Annotated in this window: 25 protein-coding genes and 2 pseudogenes; 11 read left to right on the plus strand and 16 right to left on the minus strand. The window is 64.1% G+C overall.

Features of this window, described 5'->3' with window-relative positions:
* Positions 1 to 59: 59 nt before the first annotated feature.
* Together H8F24_RS17285 and H8F24_RS17290 are read right to left on the minus strand one after the other, a co-directional pair.
* Entirely contained in the window at positions 60 to 1,832 is a 1,773-nt protein-coding gene (locus H8F24_RS17285; RefSeq protein WP_197170344.1) for an ATP-dependent DNA ligase, read from the minus strand.
* A 41-nt stretch (positions 1,833 to 1,873) separates the two neighbouring features.
* A complete protein-coding gene (locus H8F24_RS17290) occupies positions 1,874 to 2,500 on the minus strand; it encodes a flavin reductase family protein (RefSeq protein WP_197170345.1) in 627 nt (208 codons plus the stop codon).
* A gap of 128 nt (positions 2,501 to 2,628) precedes the next feature.
* Between H8F24_RS17290 and H8F24_RS17295 the strand changes: the two genes are divergently transcribed.
* On the plus strand, positions 2,629 to 2,802 hold the full coding sequence (locus H8F24_RS17295) for a hypothetical protein (RefSeq protein WP_197170346.1): 174 nt from the start codon (positions 2,629 to 2,631) through the stop codon (positions 2,800 to 2,802).
* Between the two features lie 85 nt (positions 2,803 to 2,887).
* On the plus strand, positions 2,888 to 3,334 hold the full coding sequence (locus H8F24_RS17300) for a TspO/MBR family protein (protein WP_197170347.1): 447 nt from the start codon (positions 2,888 to 2,890) through the stop codon (positions 3,332 to 3,334).
* Between the two features lie 28 nt (positions 3,335 to 3,362).
* On the opposite strand, the gene H8F24_RS17305 is transcribed toward H8F24_RS17300, so the two are convergent.
* On the minus strand, positions 3,363 to 4,160 hold the full coding sequence (locus H8F24_RS17305) for a hypothetical protein (protein WP_197170348.1): 798 nt from the start codon (positions 4,158 to 4,160) through the stop codon (positions 3,363 to 3,365).
* Between the two features lie 23 nt (positions 4,161 to 4,183).
* Positions 4,184 to 4,603, minus strand: a complete 420-nt coding sequence (locus H8F24_RS17310; RefSeq protein ID WP_197156137.1) for a DCC1-like thiol-disulfide oxidoreductase family protein — start codon at positions 4,601 to 4,603, stop codon at positions 4,184 to 4,186.
* Between the two features lie 60 nt (positions 4,604 to 4,663).
* Here H8F24_RS17310 and H8F24_RS17315 point away from each other — a divergent pair, with 60 nt between their 5' ends.
* On the plus strand, positions 4,664 to 5,101 hold the full coding sequence (locus H8F24_RS17315; RefSeq protein WP_231597939.1) for a biotin/lipoyl-binding protein: 438 nt from the start codon (positions 4,664 to 4,666) through the stop codon (positions 5,099 to 5,101).
* 21 nt (positions 5,102 to 5,122) lie between these two features.
* Here H8F24_RS17315 and H8F24_RS17320 read toward each other — a convergent pair whose 3' ends face one another.
* Entirely contained in the window at positions 5,123 to 5,455 is a 333-nt protein-coding gene (locus tag H8F24_RS17320; protein WP_197170349.1) for a hypothetical protein, read from the minus strand.
* 390 nt (positions 5,456 to 5,845) lie between these two features.
* Positions 5,846 to 6,448 carry a short chain dehydrogenase gene (locus H8F24_RS17325; RefSeq protein WP_197170350.1) on the minus strand — a complete coding sequence of 201 codons (603 nt, stop codon included), beginning with the start codon at positions 6,446 to 6,448 and terminating at the stop codon, positions 5,846 to 5,848.
* Positions 6,449 to 6,529: 81 nt separating this feature from the next.
* Here H8F24_RS17325 and H8F24_RS17330 point away from each other — a divergent pair, with 81 nt between their 5' ends.
* From H8F24_RS17330 to H8F24_RS17340, 3 genes and pseudogenes are all read left to right on the plus strand, one after another.
* Complete coding sequence (locus tag H8F24_RS17330; protein ID WP_231597940.1) at positions 6,530 to 6,715, plus strand: hypothetical protein; 186 nt, start codon at positions 6,530 to 6,532, stop codon at positions 6,713 to 6,715.
* A 43-nt stretch (positions 6,716 to 6,758) separates the two neighbouring features.
* A pseudogene (locus H8F24_RS20290) lies at positions 6,759 to 6,833 on the plus strand (hypothetical protein); the annotation flags it as partial.
* 169 nt (positions 6,834 to 7,002) lie between these two features.
* Positions 7,003 to 8,712, plus strand: coding sequence for a recombinase family protein (locus H8F24_RS17340; RefSeq protein WP_231597941.1), 1,710 nt, complete (start codon positions 7,003 to 7,005; stop codon positions 8,710 to 8,712).
* Between the two features lie 71 nt (positions 8,713 to 8,783).
* Here H8F24_RS17340 and H8F24_RS17345 read toward each other — a convergent pair whose 3' ends face one another.
* On the minus strand, positions 8,784 to 9,062 hold the full coding sequence (locus H8F24_RS17345) for a hypothetical protein (protein ID WP_197170352.1): 279 nt from the start codon (positions 9,060 to 9,062) through the stop codon (positions 8,784 to 8,786).
* 990 nt (positions 9,063 to 10,052) lie between these two features.
* Here H8F24_RS17345 and H8F24_RS17350 point away from each other — a divergent pair.
* Complete coding sequence (locus H8F24_RS17350) at positions 10,053 to 10,598, plus strand: hypothetical protein (RefSeq protein WP_197170353.1); 546 nt, start codon at positions 10,053 to 10,055, stop codon at positions 10,596 to 10,598.
* Between the two features lie 263 nt (positions 10,599 to 10,861).
* Positions 10,862 to 11,845, plus strand: a complete 984-nt coding sequence (locus H8F24_RS17355) for a hypothetical protein (RefSeq protein WP_197170354.1) — start codon at positions 10,862 to 10,864, stop codon at positions 11,843 to 11,845.
* Positions 11,846 to 12,208: 363 nt separating this feature from the next.
* On the opposite strand, the gene H8F24_RS17360 is transcribed toward H8F24_RS17355, so the two are convergent.
* The 3 genes and pseudogenes from H8F24_RS17360 to H8F24_RS17370 all read right to left on the minus strand — a co-directional run.
* Positions 12,209 to 12,475: a hypothetical protein gene (locus tag H8F24_RS17360; protein WP_197170355.1), complete on the minus strand. Its 267-nt coding sequence runs from the start codon at positions 12,473 to 12,475 to the stop codon at positions 12,209 to 12,211.
* A 215-nt stretch (positions 12,476 to 12,690) separates the two neighbouring features.
* Positions 12,691 to 12,834: a hypothetical protein gene (locus tag H8F24_RS17365; RefSeq protein WP_197170356.1), complete on the minus strand. Its 144-nt coding sequence runs from the start codon at positions 12,832 to 12,834 to the stop codon at positions 12,691 to 12,693.
* 628 nt (positions 12,835 to 13,462) lie between these two features.
* Positions 13,463 to 13,642, minus strand: a pseudogene (locus H8F24_RS17370) (SIMPL domain-containing protein); the annotation flags it as partial.
* Positions 13,643 to 13,834: 192 nt separating this feature from the next.
* Here H8F24_RS17370 and H8F24_RS17375 point away from each other — a divergent pair.
* Both H8F24_RS17375 and H8F24_RS17380 read left to right on the plus strand, forming a co-directional pair.
* Positions 13,835 to 14,008: a hypothetical protein gene (locus tag H8F24_RS17375; RefSeq protein WP_197156154.1), complete on the plus strand. Its 174-nt coding sequence runs from the start codon at positions 13,835 to 13,837 to the stop codon at positions 14,006 to 14,008.
* A 179-nt stretch (positions 14,009 to 14,187) separates the two neighbouring features.
* Entirely contained in the window at positions 14,188 to 14,838 is a 651-nt protein-coding gene (locus H8F24_RS17380; protein ID WP_197170357.1) for a hypothetical protein, read from the plus strand.
* A gap of 76 nt (positions 14,839 to 14,914) precedes the next feature.
* Here the strand turns inward: H8F24_RS17380 and H8F24_RS17385 are convergent, their stop codons facing one another.
* From H8F24_RS17385 to H8F24_RS17400, 4 genes are read right to left on the minus strand one after another with little or no spacing between them, the layout of a single operon-like run.
* Positions 14,915 to 15,244 carry a hypothetical protein gene (locus tag H8F24_RS17385; RefSeq protein WP_197156157.1) on the minus strand — a complete coding sequence of 110 codons (330 nt, stop codon included), beginning with the start codon at positions 15,242 to 15,244 and terminating at the stop codon, positions 14,915 to 14,917.
* A 9-nt stretch (positions 15,245 to 15,253) separates the two neighbouring features.
* Positions 15,254 to 16,543, minus strand: a complete 1,290-nt coding sequence (locus tag H8F24_RS17390) for a ThiF family adenylyltransferase (protein WP_197170358.1) — start codon at positions 16,541 to 16,543, stop codon at positions 15,254 to 15,256.
* Positions 16,536 to 17,405 carry a Mov34/MPN/PAD-1 family protein gene (locus tag H8F24_RS17395; protein WP_197170359.1) on the minus strand — a complete coding sequence of 290 codons (870 nt, stop codon included), beginning with the start codon at positions 17,403 to 17,405 and terminating at the stop codon, positions 16,536 to 16,538. Before H8F24_RS17395 ends, H8F24_RS17390 begins: the two co-directional genes overlap by 8 nt.
* 4 nt (positions 17,406 to 17,409) lie before the next feature.
* Positions 17,410 to 18,054: a hypothetical protein gene (locus tag H8F24_RS17400; RefSeq protein ID WP_197156163.1), complete on the minus strand. Its 645-nt coding sequence runs from the start codon at positions 18,052 to 18,054 to the stop codon at positions 17,410 to 17,412.
* A gap of 230 nt (positions 18,055 to 18,284) precedes the next feature.
* Here H8F24_RS17400 and H8F24_RS17405 point away from each other — a divergent pair, with 230 nt between their 5' ends.
* A complete protein-coding gene (locus H8F24_RS17405; protein WP_197170360.1) occupies positions 18,285 to 18,458 on the plus strand; it encodes a hypothetical protein in 174 nt (57 codons plus the stop codon).
* A gap of 16 nt (positions 18,459 to 18,474) precedes the next feature.
* Here the strand turns inward: H8F24_RS17405 and H8F24_RS17410 are convergent, their stop codons facing one another.
* Both H8F24_RS17410 and H8F24_RS17415 read right to left on the minus strand, forming a co-directional pair.
* Positions 18,475 to 20,106 carry an HIRAN domain-containing protein gene (locus tag H8F24_RS17410; protein ID WP_197170361.1) on the minus strand — a complete coding sequence of 544 codons (1,632 nt, stop codon included), beginning with the start codon at positions 20,104 to 20,106 and terminating at the stop codon, positions 18,475 to 18,477.
* A 100-nt stretch (positions 20,107 to 20,206) separates the two neighbouring features.
* Positions 20,207 to 21,121: a hypothetical protein gene (locus H8F24_RS17415; RefSeq protein ID WP_197170362.1), complete on the minus strand. Its 915-nt coding sequence runs from the start codon at positions 21,119 to 21,121 to the stop codon at positions 20,207 to 20,209.
* Positions 21,122 to 21,225: the final 104 nt, after the last annotated feature.

Below are 21,225 nucleotides of genomic sequence, written 5' to 3' on the forward strand. Positions count from 1 at the left end.
CCAGGCCTCGATCGGAGCCAGCAGGGCACGGTGGCTGCGGCTGTTCCGTACAACCACGGTCAGCACGAATCGGACTGGGCCTGGTCGGACTGGCCCAGATCGGACTGCTTCTCAAGCAGGCGCCGCGCCGCAGCGAGGCTGTCGGCTTCGGCGGCGGGTTTGTCACGACGCCAGCGGGCGATGCGGGGAAAGCGCACGGCGATGCCGCTGCGGTGGCGACGGGAGGGCTGCAACCCCTCAAAGGCCAGCTCGAACACCTGGTCCGGCGCCACGGCCCGCACCGGCCCGAACCGCTGCAGGGTGTGGCTGCGGATCCAGCGATCGAGCTCGCTGATCTCGGCATCATCGAGGCCGGAATAGGCCTTGGCGAAGGTGACCAGCTGGCCGGCATCGCCGCTGGAATCAGCCGGATCCCGCTCCCACAAGCCAAACGTGTAGTCGGTGTAGAGGTTGGCGCGGCGGCCGCTGCCGGCCTGGGCGTAGAGCATCACCGCATCGAGGCGCAGCGGCTCCTTCTTGTGCTTCCACCAGTGGCCCCGCCGCCGACCGGCCAGGTAGGGCGAGGCGATGGCCTTGAGCATCAGACCCTCCGCGCCGGCGGCGCCAGAGTGGTGCCGCAGCGGTTCGAGCGCGTCCCAGTGATCGAACGGCAGCAGGCTGGAGAGACGCAGGAGCCCGGCTGCGGGGGTGGGTGTCGCCGCAGTGACCTGCCGGTGCAGAGCCTCCAGGGCGGCGCGGCGGAGGCTCAGGGGTTCGGAACGGCAATCGCGGCCCCCCTGCTCCAGCAGGTCGTAGGCCACGAAAGCGGCGGGGCACTCCGCCAGGATCGAACGGCCCGGTGCCTTGCGGCCCAGGCGGCGCTGCAGCTGGGCGAAGGGGGCCGGACGATCGGCCTCCTGCGGCCAGACGATCACCTCACCGTCGAGCACGGTGCCATCGGGAAGGCTGTCCGCCAGGGCGATCAGCTCGGGGAACACCGGATTGATCAGCTCGTCGCCGCGGCTCCAGAGGAAGCTCTCACCAGCGCGGCGGATCAGCTGGCCGCGGATGCCGTCCCATTTCCACTCCACCAGCCAATCGGCGGGGGAACCCGGAAGAGGTGAGTGCGTGCTGGCCTCCAGCGGGGAGGCCAGGAAGAAGGGATAGGGGCGACTGCTGCAGGCGCCGCCGGCTTCGGCGGGAGCCAGCAGCTGCGTCCAGGCGGCGGCACCGGGCTGGAAGCCGCCCATGAGGCGATGGGCCAGCAACGGCTCCTCCAGCTCACTGAGCTGGGCGAGCGCCCGGATCACCAGTCCCTGGGCGACGCCGACGCGAAAGCCACCGGTGAGCAGCTTGTTGGCCACCAGGAGCTCCTGCGGTTGCAGCTGCTGCCAGAGGGCCTGCACGGCAGCCGCCTGTTGCTCGCCCTCCAGCCCGGCAAGGCCGGGCAGCAGCTGCTCCATCCAGTGGGCAAGGGGGAGGGCCATGGGAGGGAGAAGAGCCGTGGGATCCGAGGCGGGTGGTGCGGCGGCCCTTGTGGTGCGTGGTGGGGCAACCTCCGGGGCGGTCTGATGCCAGAGCAAGGCAATGGTTTCAGCGGAATCGCCCACCTGGGCATGGCAGTCGTCGAACAACCAGTCCGGCAGGCCGGTGCCCTCGAGACAGATCTGGCGCAGGCGGCGACCGGTGATATGGCGGCGGCGCTGCTTGCCGAGCAGGCAGTGCAGCGCCCAGGCCGCATCGGCGGGGGAACGGGCAGCGGTGGCGGCGAAGTAGGCGGCCAGGGCCTCCACCTTGGCGCGGGTGGCGGTGGTGTGATCGAGGTGGGCGAACAGGGCCACGAACGCCTGCATGCCGGGCCAATGGACGCTGGTGCCATCCTGGCGGATCCGGATCACCCCAGCCTGGGACGCTGCAGCTCGAAGAGTTCGCCGAGTTTGGTATAGCCATTCAGGGCCAGTTTCCCCACGGGGCGGAGCGCTTCCGGCGAGGCCATGCCGGATTCCGTCAGGCAGCGGCTCTGGACATGGACCATCACGATGCGGCCGAGGGCCATGGTGAAACGGGTGCCGGGCACTGGGATCAGATCGATGCAATCGCATTCCATGCAGGCCGCAGCGGCCTCGATCCGGGGGGCGGCGATGCGGCTGCAGGCCACGGCCTGGAGGCCCGCTGCCTCAAATTCATTGATGCCCGGGGCATAGTCGGCGGCGGTGATGTTCATCGGCTCCACCAACGCTTCATCCACCACATGCACGGCGAAGCAGCCGGTCTGACGGAGATTGCGCAGGGTGTCTTTCTCGCGATCCCGGTGGGCGCCGATCGACACCATCAGCACGGCCGGTTGATCACTCAGGGCATTGAAGAAGCTGAACGGCGCCAGGTTGGGCTGACCGTCGCCGCTGATGCTGCTGACCCAGGCGATCGGCCGAGGCACCACCAGGCTGGTGCAGAGCCGATACAGGGCGCCGCCATCGAGGCTGTCGGGATCGATGGATCGCATCGGCGCGGGCTCGGCCATACAGCGCACCCTGAACGTCAAGCGAATGATGCTGCACCAGGTCTTGGCTGAGGGTCCTGAGATCTGGAGGCACGGCTCCGCCCCCCGAGCGACGTGCTGAAATTCCGCAGCCCTTGATCTGCTGCGCCATGGATCGTCGTCACTGGCTGCTGCTGCTCGCAGCCCTGGCCTGCCTGGCCGGTTTGGTGCTCTGGATCGGGGAAATCGACCTGGGCCTCGACGACTCCCTCAATCCACCGCCGACCGCGTCGCCAGGTGTGTCGCCAGCGGCATCTGCCGGCGCTGCCACCACCAAGCCTTGAGCAACACCATCACATCACAGAAACGCTTGGCAGTACCTCCACGCAGGGCCTAGCGCATCAGCCTGGAAGTGATGGGATTGAAGCAATGCTGGCTGCACTGGTGATCCTGGCTGTGATCGTGGCCGTCGGGGCACTGCTCAATCCGTCCCGCGCGGAGTTCCGATGGTTTCTGCAGCTACGCCGGCCGAGATGGCTCACCTTCGAGCGATGGATCCCGCTGATCTGGCTGGCGATCTACCTCTGCTTCTACGGCTCGGCCCTGCTGGTATGGCAGGCAACGGCCAGCGCTGGTGCCATGGCCGGCTTCCTGCTGCTGCTGCTGCTGGTGCAGAGCTACACCTGGGTGATCTGCCGCACGCGCCGGCTGCGAAACGGCACTGCCGTTGGCCTGGCGGGCTGGATCTGGGGCGTGGGTCTGGCCGTCTCGGTGCTGCAGGTGTCGCGGCCGGCGGCAGGGCTGTTGGTGCCCTTCCTGCTCTGGAGCCCGGTGGGCACGTTCGTGACCTGGCGAATGGAGCGGCTGAATCGCTGAGCCGCTGGGCGTTGACGTCAGCAGCCCTTCAGCTCCAGTCGTACCAGCGGGCGATGCCCAGGCGTTCGGCCCAGGCATCGATCACCTGGCGATCCGGATCGCTCACCTCCGTGGATTCGGCCGCATCCGAGGTCGAGGCCTGAGCGAGCTGCAGCAGCTCGGTGCCCAGCTCCTCCCAGGCACTTCCCTGGTAGGGAAGCGAGAATTCCGGGACGCCGCTGAGGGTGGCGGCATGAATCGCGTAGGCGGCATCCATGGCCCGGTTGGCCTGCAGCACCAGGGGTGGCATGCGCCGATCCATGCCCAGGGCCAGGCCCTCCGCCAGCTCCTGGCATTGCTGCCGCAGGAAAGCGTCCTGGCGGCTGCGCAGCTGGGGCAACTGCTCGAACAACCAGCGATCCACCGCCATCGCCGGCGGCACGGTGCGTAACTGGCTGAGGGTGGTGTTGTACAGATTCAGCCCCACCTTACGCTGCTGCGCCAGCGAGAGATCCCGGTTGCGTCGCTCCGCCTCGCTCACCACCCGCTCCCGCGCCTCCCGCCGCGGCAGCATCGCCAGTTGCTGCTCGCCGGGAGCCTGCAGAACGCGCAGGAGCTGCACCGCCTCCATCGCCACCAGATAGGGCGTGGTCTCGTGGGTGTTGTCTCTGTAGAGAATGCGATGCACCGGATCGGCGTCGCTGGCGGGCAGCAGGATCGACTGATCCTCCAGCTCCGACACCCACAGGGTCTGCAGAGGCACACCGGCCACCTGTTCCACCCGATCGAACAGATCACCCAGATCGCTCAGCCAGGTGGCTGCATCAGGTGTGGCTGCATCGGTCATCGGATTCCTGAGCGCCCAAGGATCTACCGCTGGCCATGCTGCATCAGCGGCACCGACGGCCCATCCGGATCCACGGGCAGCCCTTTCAGGGCGAGGGCAAGGCGGCGGCCCAGCAGGAGCAACGGATAGAGGCGCCGGCCCCGTTCCGGTCCCCGAAACAACGGACCCAGCACCTGCAGCAAGGGGGCGCTGGGGCGCAGGCGCTCACAGATCCAGGTGATCGCCGCAGCGCCATGCAGCACCTGCTCCCCCTGCAGCAGCATCGCCCCATCCCGCAGATGGAAGCCTCGCTCTGCCAGCCGGTGCCGCAGCTCTGCAGCGTCGCGGCCATCGACGATCCGCAGACCGGGAATCCCACCGCGCAGCTCGCTGAGAACGGCGAAGTGACTGCAGAACGGACAGCCACCGTCGTAGACGAGCACCGGATCAGGGGTCAGGGTCATGGCCTGTCACGACTACGGGGATCCTGGGTCACAGTCTGGTCACCCTGGCTAGGGAGGGTGGTGGACGCAGACCCTCCGCTCTCCCTTCCCTTGGGTCCACCGACCCTCACGCCAGGCCGCCATGGGCTCAGCATGCGGCTGCCCCTGATCGCCCTGTTGGCGGTTGGATTAGCCGGTGGCGGCTGGCTGCTGTGGCAGCAGAACCGGCGCTCGCAGGAGGAGCGTGCGCTTGCCGCCCAGACAGCCGCGGTGCAGCAGCGTGCGATTGCGATCCGGGTGACGGCGGCGGGATCGATCCGGCCGATCACGCCTGTGAACATCAGCCCCAAGCAGCCCGGGCGCGTCAGCCAACTGCTGGTGGATCAGGGGGATCGGGTGGTGGCGGGTATCGTGCTGGTGACCCACGATCCGGCGGTGGCCCATCGCAGTGACAGGATCGTGCGGCTTCAGGATGGACAGATCACAAGCGACAGCAGCGCCCAAGGGGAGAGGAGCTGAGCCGATTGCTCTCAGGACTGCTCACCAAGTGGTCCTTTGGCGCATCACACCCGAGAACCCCATCACCACCGGCGGCTTGAAGGGCTCCAGCTGCTGGGCCGTGGCCTCCAGGAAGGCCACCGGAATCGTGATCAACAGGATGTAGCCGCGGAGATGGGGGTCGAGGTTCCCCTGGGGGGAAGGCAACTGGGCGGCCAGCACGGTTTCCCGCGGCGCCCAGAGGGGATTGGTGCGAGCCTCCGCATAGATCTCTGCCAACCGGGAGCTGCGGCTCTGATAAGCGAGAGACGCAGACTCTGCTGAATGGGCAAAGGCGTTGCGCAGATTGCGCAGGGCGGAAAGGGCTCGCTCCACCGGCGTGTCAATTGCATGGAAACACCAATGGCATTGCATGGGATAGCGCGTACAACGCCGCAGGGCACATGAGCCTTCTACCGGTGTACCGATCAATGCAACCATCTTCATGGAACACCTGGAGCGACTGAAGCTGTGTATAGGTCCTGGCCTCAACAAGTTCCGACGGCAAAGGAGCACTTCTTCATTCTTTTCCACTCCCTCCAGGCGCTGCCTTCCGACTGTCCCATGGAATAATCGGACATTGATTGCCAACAAGCTCCAGCGCCATATCCAAATCCCCATCCAACAGGTACTTTGCCGCCAAGGACAGCACTGTGGCGCCATCTTTCATGCGCTAGAAGCAGACTCCCCAGCATAGAATCAAGAGCCGGAGTCTGAAGCATCTGCTTACACGTAGTCGCGTGGATCGAGTCTTTCGCCGGTCATCTCGCTTTCCACGCTGTCGACGTACATCTTCGCGACGACCGAAGCGGACAAACCTGGCGTGGGATCGCGCCCCAATGCAAGCAGCGTCTCGCGAACCCACGGTGGCGACACCACGTTGATGCGTACCCCTCGGGGCATCCCCAGCGCTGCTGCCCGCGTGAAGGCGTCGAGGCCGGCATTGACCATGCTAATCGAGCAGCTGTCTGGAACAGGATTCCGACCCAGAACGCCGCTTGACAGTGTGAACGAGCCTCCATCTGAGATCGAAGCCAGACCCAGACGGACGAGATTGACCTGCCCCATCAGCTTGCTGGTGAGACCGAGTTGAAAGTCGTCATCGGACAAGTCTGCGATTGATCCAAAAGCGGCCTGCCCAGCTGCGCAGACCACAGCGTCGAACGGAGCCACCGCTTCAAACAACGCTCGGATGGATTCCGGCTGGGCAATGTCCACCTGCTGATCGCCCCTGGTGCGGCTGACGCGAATCAGTTGGTGCCGTTCTGCAAGGGCTTGATCAACCGCCTGGCCGATGGTCCCAGCTGCTCCGATGAGGACAATTCTCATAAGAAGACGTCTCTTCGTTGGCCGATTCTGAAAAATAATCCCTTGCGGTGTTGCTTCCCAACCTTGAGGCCCATCCTGTCGATGAGCGACAGTGGATCCTTGGAGCAACCGATCGAGGAGTGGCCCTACCTCGATCAGGAGGTGCTGCTACGCACCCGCAGCCGCAAGGTCTGCATGACCAGCCACTGGTTCAGGCACCACGCCGGCCCCAATTGCATCCCGCTGCTCACCTCACCAGTCGTTGCCAGGGCTGGACCGACGACATGACCCGCCAGCGGGGCTGGGCACCGGTGGCCGGCCAGCGGGGGTGATGGCTGCGGCCAGCCGCGGCGCAGCTCGGGTGGAGGGGCACCTGGTGGTGGGGGTTTTGCCCGATGAAGGAAGCGGTGACGACAGGCAGGGCACCGCCGAAGTGGATCTGGCCCTGTTCACCGGCATGGGGCAAATAGTTTGTTTGACAGATACGGGGTGTGCTAGCTGTGGAGAGGGTTCTCGGGCTCCAGCCTCCAGGGCCCGTGTCATGCCGGAAGGAGAATCCTTAAGAAATGACGAAGATGCTGGCGGTCTCGTATCAGCGGGTGTCCACCGGGGAGCAGGTCGGCGAGGCTCGCTCCGGCCTCGATCGCCAGGCAGCAGCGTTCGCCGCCTTCTGCAGCCGCCACGGCCTGACGCCCGCGCCCGCCGCCGTGGTCGATGAGGGAGTGTCGGCGTTCAAGGGCCGCCACCGGCGCGAGGGTGGTCTGGCTGCCTTCATCGCGGCGGCCATGGCAGGCCACTGGCCGATGGGCACCATCCTCGTTGTCGAAGACCTCGATCGGTTCAGCCGTGAGGTGGCCAGCCGCCAGCAGGCGCTCCTGCTGGGTCTGTTCGACGCAGGGGTGGCGCTCGGGGTGTGCCGCGACGATCGGATCGTGGATCGCGACATCTACGACACCAACTTGGCCGTGCGGCTGATGCTCACCATCCGGGCGGACGCCGCCCATGACTACAGCGCCAAGCTCTCGGAGCGGATCGACGCCTCCTGGCGGCACCGCCGCGAGCGATCACTCCAGGGCGAGAAGATCGCCGGATTCAAGCCCTTCTGGTGTGGCTGGGATGGCGCCGACTACGTGCTCAACACCCACGCCGCCACCGTGCAGCGGATGACACAGCTTTGCCTCGACGGTCTCGGGCTTATCCGCATCGCTCAGGCGCTCAACGCTGAGGGGTTCCGCACTGCCAAGGGGCGCACCTGGGCATATGCCAACGTCCACAAGGTCATCAGCGACCCACGCATCGTCGGCGACCGCCCCTGGAGCGATGGCACGGTGGTGCCGGGTTACTTTCCAGCGGTGATCACCCGCGCCGAGTTCGACCGCTGCCACAAGTTGATCACATTGCGGAACAGCCGTAAGGGACAGGTTGGCAAGGGTGACGCGATCCGCAATCTCTTTCAAGGTCACTCCTACTGCACCTGCGGAAGATTGCTCAGCTACCAGTCACGCCGTAGCCGCAGCGGGGAGACCCTTTACGAATACCTCACCTGCGTGGGAAAGCGCCACGGGCACTGTGACAGCCAGAACGTCAAGTACGACGAGGAGTTGATACTCCGCGCCCTAATGCGTGAACGCTGGAGACACTACTTCACCGCCTCAGATCGCCGGCATGAGGATCGCAAACTCCGCCAGAAAATCCTCGCGGCCGAGGCGGAGGTGGCCAAGCACCAGGCCCAGGCCGAGCGCTACCAGGCCCAGCTCGGCTCCCTGTTAGGCGAGGGTAGGCTCAGCGCCAAGGCAGCGAATCTGATCGCCGCGCAGGTGGACCAGGCCCTCGCCGCCGCCAGCGAGGCCCAGGAGGCGCTCCAGGCGCTCCAGCGGCGACAGGCAGAGATGGGTGCCCACCTCACCGGTCTGGAGCTGGAGGAGGCCATCCACGGGCAGGTGGAGAAGTTCATCGCCGAGAGCCTCCAGCAGCCGGAGGTGCGGCAGCGGTTCAATGCCTGGCTCCTGGCCTCGGGGGTGCGGATCACGGCCACCGATCCGGTGCGGAATAGCTGGGCCATGGAACTCGACGGCAGGCACCATCAGGCCTGGGCCCTGCGGTATCGCGGCCGGCCCGAAACGGTGGTGGAGGAGGGGCTCAGCTCGGTGGTCGCCGTGGCGCTGGCGGACAGCGGGAAGATTTCGCAGGAGGCGGTGCCAGATTGGGTGCGAGAGGCAGCTGACAGGAAAGCTCAGGACTTCTCCGCAAGGGTGGAGCGGCGGCTCAGCTCCGCTGAGGCTTGAGCCCCCTGGTCATGGCCCTGATCAGCCGTTGCCGTTGCTCGGGTGACACCTTCCAGGTCTGCAACCAAGACTCACAGCGTATCGGCGACCTTTCTGGCCAGCGCGATCTGCAGCTCGGCGCTCCGGGCGGGCAGCTCGGCCTTGGCAGCCCGCAGGCGGGCCACGGAGAGCGCGTCCGGGGGTGGAGCCCCGCGTGCCGCTGTGCCGCTGTGCCGCCTGCAGGTGGCCTGATAGGCGTCCTGGGGGCCGTCAGGGTCGAACCTCCAGCGGCACTGGCGCTTGAGGGCCTGGCCCAGGACCTCCAGACGCTCAGCACTCTCCAGGAGGAACTGCCGGCGAATACCTAACAAATCGGCCGCATCTTGCGTTGAAAGCCATGCCTTGGATGCCATTGCCGGAAGACTGGGGCAGGGGAATGCGTGGCTAGATCCAACCTGTCGATAGGCATCGAAGGTTTCTATAGCTGGCTACTTTTTGCGGGTCGACTCATCCATATATACGGCTATGCCCAAGGAGGATTACTTGGCCCACTGGACCACCTCGCTTTCACTACCTTCTCCACCATGACTGATGCTCAGCTTCTCGCGTTGGCTACGGCGCCCAGACAGCCCAGAACCCGCGTAGGTCATCAGAGTTCATGACTGTCTTGACCCTACCATGTCTATCGATTCCGACCCACCACGCTCCTCGTTCTCTCCTCACCTGGAGGGCTTGCGTTATCTGGCTGTCGCCATACATCCCAGTGGCCGCTGTCCCTTATTGCAATGCCACCGATGAACACCCACAGTGAGACAATGAGCATCATGAGTCTATTGCCACACGGGATGCAAGATGGCCCCGCATTAGTCGCCACCAAAATACATTGACCGCTAACACGTGCGAAGCCCTGGCCAAACATTGCTGTTGGTCAAAATGGGTGTTGCAACCATTAACCGCCAAAGATCGGCGCCCATTGCGGAGGAGATTGGCGGCTAGCTTGCGGGACCCGTGTCGATAGCATGGTCACCGGTTATAGGACACAGCGGAATGGCAATCGCTGAACATATAGCAGATGCTAGCCTCGGTCGCTATGTCAAGGCTGTTAACATCGTGCGGGTCCTTTATACCTCCCCCTATAGGTGCGACGCCGCGAGGCCGCAGGAAAAAGCCACTGATAGAGTTTCAAGCATAGCTAGACCCCGCGCATAGCCCCATTGTATTATGTCTACGTTCTACCCCAGAAGCCAGTGATACCAGTGCTTTTGGCCGAGTCACCCCGGAAACTTTCGCCGCATTTGCATCAGCAGCACCCCGCCGGTCAGGCACTGCCCGACTGAAAACGGCGCCGGTAGAGTGCTGGCATGGCACACACTCTCTCGATTACTGACTATTGCTCCTATCGCCGGGAGCGTGGCCTTGCTTGCGCCTATACGACGGTGAAGCAAGCTCTTTCACAAGGCAAAATCCGCCAGGGTGTAAAGAGACATGGACAGCGAGTGCTAATCGACCCGGAGATTGCCGACCGCGAATGGGCCGCATCGGTGCTCAGCCATCAGGGGCGGCAGGTGAATATCAGCGGCGACCCGGTGGTGGCGGATGTCGACTGGGCCCCTAGGGCAGTGTCGCAAGCAAGGAAGGAAGCAGCGCTAGCAGAAATGGCGGAACTAGAACTACAAGAAAGGCGCGGAAGCTTGGTGCCTATTGATGAAGTAGAAGAGCTATGGTTCGTCGCGTGTCGGCAGATGCGTGACGCGATGGAATCAATTCCGGCAAGGATCCTGGGGCGAATCTCTGGAATCATGGGAGTCATCGACCCGGTTCAACAATCCAAGCTGAATGAGGTGCTGGAAGGTGAGATTAGATCTGCCCTGGAAGGGTTATCCCGTAGCATGAAGGTATCGGAATAGCCAGCCCGGCGCGGTTTCTGCTACTTCCGTCAGGAGGTATTGCTTCCGGCGCCCCCCGGCGCGGGGGGCATCCCACTGCCGACGGCTGCCAGGAGGTTCTGCTTCCCCCGGCAGCCGCCGGCGGAAGCAGCCCGCTGCCACGGCGGCAGGTGCCGTGTGCGTGGGGGGGGTTCCCGATTCCGGGAGCCTGGGCTCCGGCGGCCCGGCCCGCTGGGCGCCGATGGAACTGTCCCGGTAAGCTGTCCCAACGGGGACGGCGCTCCATGAGGACCACTTACGGGGACACCATGGATCGGCTTCCTACAGGAGAGCTGCCGGGCGACACCGCGCAGCAACTCGCCAATCACTGGGACTACATCGACCGCCAGGGGCAGAAGCTCCGCGAATGGCGGCAGCGCAACCCGCAACCCGAGTACGGCGACCCCGCCGCACAGCAGTGGTGGTCGGATCTCAACGCCATGGAGAAACGCCTCGGGCTGCCCCCCGACTACTCGCACGATCGCCTGCGAACGAGCGGTGGCAGGGCTGCTCGCAGCGGTAGCAGTGCCCTGTGCATCGACCTGGGGCGCCAGACCTGCGAGCACCTGCAGCTGCCTGACGGATTGAATCGCCTCAGCCGTTGCCGCGCCTGCGATGGGCTGTTCCTCACCACGCGACTGTTCGGCGGCAGGCAGCAATGCAGCGCCGCCTGTGATGCGGTCGCGGTCGATCAGATCGCCGAACGCAAGCGGCAGCAGCGGCGGCAACGATCGACCGAACTGGCCAGCCGCACGGGACGCTGCCGAGTCTGCGGTGAGCTGTTTCAGGTGAAACGCAAGACCGCCCGCACCTGCAGCGAACGGTGCAAGAAACAGGCGCAGCGTCACCCAGAGCGGTATGCCATCACCGGCCCGCCGACGCACCTGGAGCCGGAGGACTGTGAGCTCAGCCTCGATCGCCTACTGGAGATCGCCACCACCTGCCATGAGGCCAGTCGGGCGGCGCTTGGGTTCTCCCTGACCGAGCACCCCAGCGAACGCGACTGCTACCGCCACGACGGTGGGGCGATACCCCTGGAGCAATACGTTGAAGCCCTGCAGCAAACATGGGTGACGGCTAGTGGCAGCCCAGACCGTGGGGAGGTGGAAGCCGAACAGAGCCGCGCCGCCGCAATGCTGCGCGATCTGCAGCTGTTCAAGGATGCGCCTGCGGTCTGGCTGGCGGGACAATCACCCGGAACGGTGATCGACCCTCACCCAATTGGATGATGCCGCTGGCAATCGCCGCTACGGGGCGACAGCCACAGCCCAACCCGAGACGACCCGGCACCATGTCCGATACGTCCCTGGCCGTCCCAGACGGCATGAGGTTCAGCGATTGGTGGGAGTCCCGAGCCGTCCCAGGGCTGATTCAAAGTCTCACCATGGGTTCGGGGATGGCTGGCCCGCGGCCATCACGCCAGCACCATTGCCCCGGTAGCGGTGGGCATCTTCATGGAGCTGGGTGTCACGGATCCAGTGCCAGCACTCAATGCTCCAGCGGTCTCGCACCAGTTGCAGCAGGGATTCTGGGGTTGTGCGCAGGCTGGTGAGAAACAGATGCGTGGCATGAAAGGGCTTGCCGTCACGGGTTCAGGTGGCCACCACCTCGACGATCCAGCTGGTGCCGATCCAGGACTGAGCGATGTGCTCTGGGGCCGCCTTGGCACGCAGACTCCAGGTGATCTGTCGGCTGTGGCTGATCTCGTGATCCGTCGCCAAGAAAGGGATCTTGCGCTTGCCCTGGAACTGGCTGCAGATCTGGCGATGCAGCGTCTTCTGGTTGGCCTTGACCGTCAGGAGGAAGTCGCCCCCTGCTCCTGGAGCTGCTGAAAAACGGTTTCTGGGTATGCAGGGCATCCGCCTGGATGAGCACGCCCTCCAGATCCAGCTCGCCAAGCAGCTGCCGCAGCACCGCCCGCTCGTGGCTTTCGCCAGTGGCGTAGCAGGCCTGGCCATGCCCAACCGATCGCTCCCTTTCTCTCCATCCGCTATGGGCCGGCGGTCTACGGCGGGCGGGAGCTTCCCAAGGCCTTCTGCAACATCCGAGTGCAGGCGGAGTCGTGGGCCGCTGATCAGCTGATGCGCCTCCGCCGGCTGGAGGTTGGGTTGGGCTGATGCACCAGGCGGTGGTGAACCTGCACCCCATCCACCCCAGCAATGGAATCAGCAACGCCCTGATCCCGTTCCAGCTCCAGTAGTGGTGGCGTTGAACCCATGCATCACCAGAGCCTTGGGGCTGCCGATGCGCAGACAAGCTGGGAGTGGGTGAAAATCCCTGTTCCGCTGCCTCCTGAGCCACGGTCGTCTGCAGGAGCAGCTGGGCGGTGGAGTGCAGGTGTGGCCGCGCACGGCCTGGACTCCTCTGCCCTGGCCACCAGCACCGCCAGGAGCAGCACGGGCACGAGCGTGGCGAGCAGCTCCAGAGGCTGCGTCAGTATCCGGGACAAGGGAATGGACTGCGAGGCGATGCCTGCAGCCTTGTCGATCCGGCTCCTTTTGTGAGAAGTCTTCCTGCGAAGCACGCCCTCAGTGTCAGTACCTGAGCTCTGGGTGGCGCCAATGAATGGCACAGATCGCTTTCGGCCAGGGATCGGGATGACTCGTGAACGACGAAGGCTTGGCTTGCTGCCGGTGTGTCTTGCCTATCCCCCGTCAAGGCGGTCGGCGCTTCCAGAGACTTTACCGGTGCGACCGCCGATTGGTTGTCAATCGGCTCCAACATAGCGACGGATTTGGATCAGCGGAGGGACCCTCTCCACCTGATTTCGCCATCACCATGCGCTTCACACCGACGGATCACCTGCTGATCGACCCGCTGGCTCTTCTGCCGCGACCCGGTAGGTTTCACTCCACCCGGAAGGTCACGGCCATCACGGCGGTAATGTCCTTGTCGATGGTGCCGGTGTCGTAGGAGCCCGTATCGCTGGCCTCGGTAGAACTCGGCGCCGTGATCTGGAATGAACCCGTGTCGGCGTTGGTGATTGCACCGACGCTGGAGCCCGCCTCCCTGGCAATCGCCCTAGCCCACCAGCGCACCGATCTCTCAAGAGATCCGATGGATCTTGGCGACATCCCAGCACCCGATCAGCACCCCATTGGCATTGGTCAGGCCCACCCCCAGCTCCGCCATCTCGTACGACCAGCTCGTGGTTCGCACAAGTCAGCTTCATTTTTTGCCGCACTGTCGCAACACTGAGATCATTCACAGAAACGCCCATGACCCGTATCACCATCCAGTGGCAGAACCAGTTCGGCCGCTGGCAGCACTACACCTCCAGCCACCACGAGCCCAGTGCCTTCCGCAGTGCCCAGCAGCGTGCCCGCTCCACCGGCAAGCGTCATCGCCTGATCGACGATGAAGGGCGGGTGCTCGACATCATCGAGCCCTGAGTTCTTGTGCCAGGAGGCCCAGGGGCCTCCTTCAAGAGTTCGCTCCGTTCATCCCGAGCACCGGCGCCAATCCTCCAGGGGATTGCCAGTCACCAACCTGCCGTCCGTTCCTGCTGGGCAAGGTGGTCAATCCTGGAACCCTGAAGGGTTGATGAGCAGGAACGCTACCTGAATTTAAGATGTCTTTCGGTGCTCGCCGCACGACCCATCTGTCGCGGCTTCTCATGGCTCAGCGCAAGAAGCTGGGCCTCAGGCCTGGTCAGGTCGCAGCCCTGCTCGGCGCCACGAACATCTCCAGAGTGGGCAGCCTGATCGGCTGCTTTGAGGTGGGAGAGCCGATCACGGATCAATGGCTCGAGAAGCTGATCAATGCTCTCAAGCCTGATCCTGAGGAGCTGCGCCGCTGCCTGGAGCTCGATCAGGAGGAGGCCGAGCAGCAGTTGGAAGCGGATCGTCGCGCCTGGGAGGCCTGGGCCGATGAACCGATGGATGCATACGTCTGGGTCCGCTACATGCCGGCGGTCTATGGCGTGAGGGACGTGCCCAAGGCCTTCTGCAATAGCCGTGAGCAAGCGGAGGGCTGGGCTTCTCGAGAGCTCAGGCGCTTACGGGCCAAGGGGTATCTGCAATGGACACGGCGCGAGCAGACCTGGTTTGACCAGTACGGCATCAACCCCCGCCGTCTTCCCGTCACGTTTGAGAATTCAAGACCGATCGGTGGGATGCAGGTCGGCCAATCACAACGACGGTTTTTGCTGGGATCCGATGGTCAGGTGATCACGGGCGGCTATGGGTTGTTGCAGGCGGGCCAATCCGGCTCGACGGCATGATGAGGCTTGCCGAGCTTCTGGGCTATCGAGCACAACGCAAGGTCTGTCACAGACCAGGACGCCGAGTCAAGCCAGTTCAGCTGAACAGCTTGCGGATCGAGCTGATCAGCCAGAGGACCAGACCGATGAGGAACCACTGGTAGAACGCCACCACCAGCCAGATCGCGCCGGCCAGTACCGCAAGCCCGATCACGATGGCCAGGACGGCTCCGACCACCTCCCAGGGGTCAGGCCCGGAGGCATGGCCTTGGGATCGTGGTTGCTGGGGGCGATCAGCACTGCTGGTGACCCGTGCTCGACCGGGCGGAATAACGTGGTGCTGGCCGCTGCTGGCGCGGGAGGGAGTGGAGCGTGGGGCTGGCGGGGATTCAGAGCGGATGAACTCGCCTTTGTCGTTGAATGGCATGGCGACGCCTCAGTCCCTCCAGCGGCAGGGCGGGCACCCCTGGCCGTACCCCACCTGGATGGAGGTGGTGACCTGCAGTGGATGGGAGAAGATCTCGGCCCGCTCGCCGCCGAGACGGGGATCGTTGCTGTTGCAGACCAACGTGAACTGGCTGAGCTTGCCGAGCAGCCTTGGCGCGTAGGAGGGGGTGTGGAGGTTCAGCAGATCGAGGGCGAGCTTGAGGCCGATCTGGGTGACGTAGGCGATGTCGATGCTGAGACCCGGTTGGAAGTCGAGCTTCTCGAGTGCTGCTTCTGTGGCATAAAAGCGTCGCTGCGACTCCTGCTTGCCGCTGAGAGCCTGAAGGCTCTGGCGTTCCTCTCCACCCATTTCTCCGGTCCCGTGGTTGCCCTGCCCTCCCTGGCTCAGTTCCTCGAAGGCGCAGCCGTAGCAGGGCATCGGCTCAGCCGGGTGGCTGTAGAAGATCTCACCCGCGAAGGCCCGCTCCCACAGGCCGATCGCCAGAAAGGGCAGTTCCAGCGCGGCGGCGAGGCGTGCGGCATGACGATCAGCCCTGCGACTGTCGGCGCAGGCCAGCATCAGCGTGATCGGCCCGCCCTGCCGTGCGGCTTCAGCACATTGCGCTTCTCCGGAAGGCTCCGCCCCACTCGCGAAGGCCTGCACCACGGCCGGATCGAGCCGCTCGATCGTCGTGGCCTGCACCTGCACCACCGCGTTGGGATTGATCTGATGGATCCGCTCGGCGGTGGCATCCACCTTGCGGCGGCCCACGTCAGCCAGGCCACAGGGATGGCGGCAGAGGTTCTCGAGCGACAGCAGGTCGGGGTCGATCAGCAGGAAGCGCCCCACACCGCTGCGGGCCAGCTCCAGGGCCGCCAGGCCGCCCACCGAGCCGCAGCCGCAGATGATGACGCCCGCGTCCTGCAGGCGGCGCTCCTCCAGCAGGCACGTGTGTCTGGAAAACAGGGCGCTCTCCAGGTCGTAGGGCTGGGCTTGGCAGGGCTGGCCGTCGAGCCAGAAGCGCAGCAACTCGCCATCGCGGCGCACCACAAGCGATGGGGCGTCAGCGGCTGCCAGCTCGTCATTGCCAGTGGCCTGGGGTTCCAGCCAACCGAGCAGCACAGCTCGGGGTTGATGCCGCGGAGGTTGGTTGCCACAGCTGTCCAGGACCAGCGTCTGACCTGTGTCGGGGTGGGCGTAGCCGTAGAGGGGGCTGCCGTCCGGCCAGCCGGCCAGATCGGCGGGGAAAAGCACGGTCGTGCGCACGTGGGATTGGGGTGGTGAGGGGCGATCAGGCATGGCAGGGCTCTGTCCACAACAGCGACAGCTGCTCGGGTTCCAAGCGGAGTCGTTCCCTGGATCCAGGAACCTGAACCCACAACTGGTCCTCGCAGGCCTGAAGAAGCAGGGCGCGTTGCTGCGGGCCCGAGCGCTCCACCAGGGCCAGGCAGAGATCGCTGCCGCAGGGCTGTAGGGCATAGGCAAGGCGATCCTGCGCCTCCAGCTGCTCCAGCAGCGGCTCCAACAGCGCCGTCAGCCCCGGGGCCAGTGGTTGTGGTGTGGAGCAGCGATCCACACATGCAGCGAGCAGGGTCTGCAGAACCCGTTGCTGGCGGTGGTGTTCCAGCGCGGCGGGGTGCAGGCAGCTGCGGTGGCGGGGTTCGAGCAGGGCCCTGGGGATGGCCTGATCCCCGCAGGAGATGGGCAGGCGCCGATAGGCCAGGTCGGCCGGTACGTGATAGGCCGTGATCCGGAAATGGGGATCGAGGTTGACCAGGCAGGAGATGGCCCCGGCAGGTGACTGCTCGGCGTAGCGGCGGTTGGTGACGTCATCCTCCGCGGAGAAGCGATCAAAGCTGCCGGGATGGCGATGCCAGAGGCCGATCAGGCTGAGGGGCTCTTCATAAACACCGGCCATCTTGCGGGCCAGGTGGGTCACATAGGTGGTGTCGTATTCGAAGGTGGTGGGAGTGAAGCGGGCGGCCGGACCTGGATCGATCGCCTCAATCACATGCCAGCGACCCTGGCTGTGGTGACCGAGCAGGATGCCGCCGGTTTCGTTGGGATGCTGCGCGTGGGTTTCGGCCACGATCGCCGCATGGGCACGGCTCGAGAAGATGACACGCTCAGAGGTACGCGGCCAGAAGTGGAGGTTCAACATCGGCTCAGATGTGATGTCCTCTGAACTGCTCGCTGCTCAGATCTCCGAGCATCCACAGCTCGAAGGCAGCAATCCACTTGGCGGCCCAGGCCAGGCTGCTGGCGGCGGTGCTGCTGCGGTTTCTGTCGCTGCGAAAGCTGCCGGCCTCCACGGTGCAGAGGCTCAACCCACCATCCGGATGGCGCAGGGTATGGGGGATCGATTCACCCAGCTGGGCCTCCAGCGTCAGCAGATCAGGCTCGATCGAGAAGACGCTGATGGAGCCGCCATAGTCGTTGTTGTGGGGATGGTCGTGGTCGTAGACCAGCTGCAGATGCCAGATGCGCTCGCTGCCGGGCAGGCCGCTGGCCAGGGAGCCCAGCCAGGACATGCGGCCATCGGGCAGCCGATCGGGGCGGAACTGGGGGAAGAAGTGGTTCATTGCCTCCAACTCCCCCTGAAACAGCTGCGGATCGCGCTCGTACCAGTAGAGAGAGGGGGCAGCAAGCTTGCCCTCAGGCACGGTGATGGCGGCACTGCCACTGCTGGCGTTGGAGCCCAGCGGCTGGATGGCCCCCTGCTGGGTGACCATCACGGATTCGCCGCGGAGCAGCTGGGCCGCCAGCTGGCGACGGCGTTCGGCGGCGGCGTCCTTGAGAGGGGGATTCATGGCGGGTGGAATGGGCTGAGGCAATGGTCGGGGCCAGGTACTTCCACGCGAGCCTGCATTGTGCGAAAGACGGCCCAACCAACGCATCAGCGGCCACGGATGCGCCACTCGACTAAACAGCAACGACCACAGGGGTTGGCGTTCAACCGCTCGTCATTCGCAGTAGACGACTTCCATCATTGTCATGGTGGAGCAAGCTAAGCAGCAACATCAACCACAGACGCATCGGCATGCCGAAAATCCACATCGAGGTGCAGAACCAGTTCGGACGTTGGCAGCACGTGCAGACGATGCACAACGAGGCCAATGCCTACCGCACGGCCCAGCAGCGTGCCCGATCGACCGACAAGCGCTACCGCCTGGTCGATGACGATGGGCGCCTTCTGGATGTGATCGATCCCTGAAGTTCCAGGGCGCGTTTTAGTGGCCGGGCACATGCAGATGGCGGCCGCAATGGCCGATCACCACCTGGCCCAGATCGGCATCCCAGCAGAAGTGAATGCGAAGGGTTCGATTCTCGGAATCCTTGACGCCAATCTTGAGGTGCTGCCACATCTCGATGGTCTTGTCTCCATAGGAGAAGGTCCGCTCCCGCCTGGCCTGCTGATTGTTCTCGATCGTCTGCGACTCCCTGGGGGCATAACTGCTGGCCCCGAAGGCTTGCTGCCCCGCCACCAGGTCCGGAGCGCCCGCAAATTTCTGCTCGCGGAAGTTGGTGGCCAGCAGCCAGAGCAACTCGAACAGTCGATCGCCGTACTCGAAGCCCTTCGCTTCATCGGCCGAGCGCCAGGCGGAGTCGAGCACCAGCAAATGTCCTGGACACAGCTCCTCGCTCACCAGCTCCAGGCACTGGCGGGGCCTCAGCCGTTCACTGCCGGCCAGGCGGCGCAGGCTCATCAGCAGACGGTCGCTGATCTCCTGATCCTCAGCCTTCCCGTCGCCACCATCGGCTGCGGTCCATGGAGTGACAGCGAACTCACCGGAGCCACCAGAACCGCTCTGTTGCCTGAAGTAGTCGAGCTCAAGGGTGTTGACCTCCAGTTCGGTGCTGATCTGGGCGAGCTGATCGCTGAGGGTCTGGATCTCCGCCAGTGCCAGCTGCAGCTCCTGCTCCTTGAGATCGAGCTCCTGGCGCAGCTCCCCCTCCACGGACTGGGCCAACTCAATCGCCTGTTCGCCCTCCGCCAGTGCCTTCTGCGCTCGGCGCTCCAGAACGGATCTGCTGGTGTCGTACTCGCGCTGGAGACGGCGCTGTTCTGCTCGGCTGGTCTCCAGGCGCGTGCTGATCTCCTCCTGCTTCTCCTCCAGTTCCTTGAGCCGCTCCTGGCGTTCCCGCACGCGCGTGCTCTCGCTGGGGACCCCGAAGTGGGAGCGGATCAGCTGCTCCACCACGTCCGGATCCTCCGGTGCCCGCCCGCTGGCATCGGTGAGGCTCAGGTACCAGGGGTAATGGCGGCCATCCTGAGCCGGGTAGTAGCTGTAGCCGCACTTGCTGACATCGAAGCTGGCGGCCAGTAGCTCCTGAAGCTCGCGGAAGGCCCCTTCGCTGCAGCTGATCACCAGGCGCAGCTTGTCGCTGCCACTGGTGCGATCAACGTCCCAGGCGAAACTGCTCGAGACCCCCAGCTCCCGCAGGCGCCGGCTGGCCCTGGGGATCGGGATGGCGATCTGGAGGCGAAAGGCATCGCGCCGGGAGGTGGTTGCCAGCCCGGTGACCACAGCCTCCAGTCCATCCCTGGCCTCAGGCACCTCGGCAGCGATCAACGCAGCCATGTCCTTGGGGATGTAGCCGATCCACTGCTCCCTCCAGAAGACCTTGACGGCATTGGGATCCCATTGGTTCGTGGGCTCGTGCTGGAGGGTGAGCGAGTCACCGATGGTGATGCCAAGGGCCATCTTCTCGGCGGCATCTTCAAGCCTGTAAGCCAGGAACGTCTGCAGGATCTCGGCGCTGCTCTGCTGCTGGCGACGTTGGCGGGCCGCCTGCCGTTCGGCGCTGCCTGCGTCATCGAGGTGCTGCAGGCGCTGGAAGAGATTGCCTTTGGGCGCCATCAGGCAGAAATGCTGAGTTGACGGCAGGACTGGGTCGCCTCATCATAAGGCGATTTCTCAAAAGAGCTGCCTGAAGGTACGTTGGAGGAGTATGCGCCGTCTACTCAACGAGACAAAACGCACTCCTGAGTTCATCAACGACTTGAAGACCGGTCTCGAATCCCTGGAATACGCTGCCAAGCAGTTGATCCCCAATGGAGTTAATTCGATGAGACTCCTCGACTTCATCCGTTGAGAGAGAAATGCTGTGTACGAGGCCAGCGGGATCAGTGATCATAAGAGAGTGATCATTACTGACGCAAAACCCCCAATCCGGGAGGACTGGATGAATGCTGATGATTTCCAGGCTTGAACTTGAGTTAGTACCTTCAAGCTCAAGAAACCAGCCGCTGCCAAATTCCAAGTCTGCAACGTAATCCTCAGCGCAGGAGAATAGCATCTCAAGTAGTTCAATCAGATCGCAGGCTGATTCAGGGCGATCACCAGGACTGAGCGTGTAATAACCAGGAAATGGATCAACACCTGTGCAAATCTGGAATGTCTGCCGATGTTCATTGACCTTTCGATCGTTCTCTTTGCAACTCATCTTGGTGACAGGCTTCCAAGTAATCTCAATGTCCTCCTCCCAACGCCAGAGGATTTCTCCGCGCTGACTGGATTCAAGATCAGCCAGGGCATCAACGAGCTGCTCCAGGAGATAAATCCGTGCTGGCTCTGGAGCTTCAGGTCCCATCCTCGCAAGCAATCTGATCAGTGCGGTCGTGCCACAGCGCTTCCACCAGGCGTCGTTTTCAAGCAATAGGAGCTTGAAGACCGGATTGTCGACGACCTGCTGGGAGCAGTCCTGAGCGAGATCCCAGAGGAGGTTCTCATCAACGTTGGGATTGGCAGCAATGACTGCGCGGATAGGCTGCCGAATACCCTTGCGCTTCAGACTACTGAGCTGGTGGAGCCTTGCTGGGGCGGTTGAAGGGTCAGCAGCGTCTGCAAGATAAATCCGAAGCCTGTTCTTCATGAAGAAAAAGAATTCAGTTGATTGCCAGAAAAATGCTGTTGATCTGGCAGACTAAGTCGAGCGACCTATGGTAATAATAAGCGATGTAGCCATCCCCCTCATTG

This window comes from Synechococcus sp. CBW1002 (assembly GCF_015840915.1).
In the GTDB taxonomy this organism is placed as follows: Bacteria; Cyanobacteriota; Cyanobacteriia; order PCC-6307; family Cyanobiaceae; genus CBW1002.

Bases quoted from the DNA above. Each gene is read 5' to 3' on its own strand.
- H8F24_RS17340 (WP_231597941.1), top strand. From the start codon at position 7,003: ATGCTGGCGGTCTCGTATCAGCGGGTGTCCACCGGGGAGCAGGTCGGC.
- H8F24_RS17305 (WP_197170348.1), bottom strand. From the start codon at position 4,160: ATGACCGATGCAGCCACACCTGATGCAGCCACCTGGCTGAGCGATCTG.
- H8F24_RS17415 (WP_197170362.1), bottom strand. From the start codon at position 21,121: ATGAAGAACAGGCTTCGGATTTATCTTGCAGACGCTGCTGACCCTTCA.
- H8F24_RS17355 (WP_197170354.1), top strand. From the start codon at position 10,862: ATGAGGACCACTTACGGGGACACCATGGATCGGCTTCCTACAGGAGAG.
- H8F24_RS17350 (WP_197170353.1), top strand. From the start codon at position 10,053: ATGGCACACACTCTCTCGATTACTGACTATTGCTCCTATCGCCGGGAG.
- H8F24_RS17390 (WP_197170358.1), bottom strand. From the start codon at position 16,543: ATGCCTGATCGCCCCTCACCACCCCAATCCCACGTGCGCACGACCGTG.
- H8F24_RS17380 (WP_197170357.1), top strand. From the start codon at position 14,188: ATGTCTTTCGGTGCTCGCCGCACGACCCATCTGTCGCGGCTTCTCATG.
- H8F24_RS17295 (WP_197170346.1), top strand. From the start codon at position 2,629: ATGGATCGTCGTCACTGGCTGCTGCTGCTCGCAGCCCTGGCCTGCCTG.
- H8F24_RS17410 (WP_197170361.1), bottom strand. From the start codon at position 20,106: ATGGCGCCCAAAGGCAATCTCTTCCAGCGCCTGCAGCACCTCGATGAC.
- H8F24_RS17400 (WP_197156163.1), bottom strand. From the start codon at position 18,054: ATGAATCCCCCTCTCAAGGACGCCGCCGCCGAACGCCGTCGCCAGCTG.
- H8F24_RS17290 (WP_197170345.1), bottom strand. From the start codon at position 2,500: ATGGCCGAGCCCGCGCCGATGCGATCCATCGATCCCGACAGCCTCGAT.
- H8F24_RS17395 (WP_197170359.1), bottom strand. From the start codon at position 17,405: ATGTTGAACCTCCACTTCTGGCCGCGTACCTCTGAGCGTGTCATCTTC.
- H8F24_RS17375 (WP_197156154.1), top strand. From the start codon at position 13,835: ATGACCCGTATCACCATCCAGTGGCAGAACCAGTTCGGCCGCTGGCAG.
- H8F24_RS17405 (WP_197170360.1), top strand. From the start codon at position 18,285: ATGCCGAAAATCCACATCGAGGTGCAGAACCAGTTCGGACGTTGGCAG.
- H8F24_RS17385 (WP_197156157.1), bottom strand. From the start codon at position 15,244: ATGCCATTCAACGACAAAGGCGAGTTCATCCGCTCTGAATCCCCGCCA.
- H8F24_RS17310 (WP_197156137.1), bottom strand. From the start codon at position 4,603: ATGACCCTGACCCCTGATCCGGTGCTCGTCTACGACGGTGGCTGTCCG.
- H8F24_RS17300 (WP_197170347.1), top strand. From the start codon at position 2,888: ATGCTGGCTGCACTGGTGATCCTGGCTGTGATCGTGGCCGTCGGGGCA.
- H8F24_RS17325 (WP_197170350.1), bottom strand. From the start codon at position 6,448: ATGAGAATTGTCCTCATCGGAGCAGCTGGGACCATCGGCCAGGCGGTT.
- H8F24_RS17285 (WP_197170344.1), bottom strand. From the start codon at position 1,832: ATGCAGGCGTTCGTGGCCCTGTTCGCCCACCTCGATCACACCACCGCC.
- H8F24_RS17360 (WP_197170355.1), bottom strand. From the start codon at position 12,475: ATGCCCTGCATACCCAGAAACCGTTTTTCAGCAGCTCCAGGAGCAGGG.
- H8F24_RS17330 (WP_231597940.1), top strand. From the start codon at position 6,530: ATGAGCGACAGTGGATCCTTGGAGCAACCGATCGAGGAGTGGCCCTAC.
- H8F24_RS17365 (WP_197170356.1), bottom strand. From the start codon at position 12,834: ATGGGTTCAACGCCACCACTACTGGAGCTGGAACGGGATCAGGGCGTT.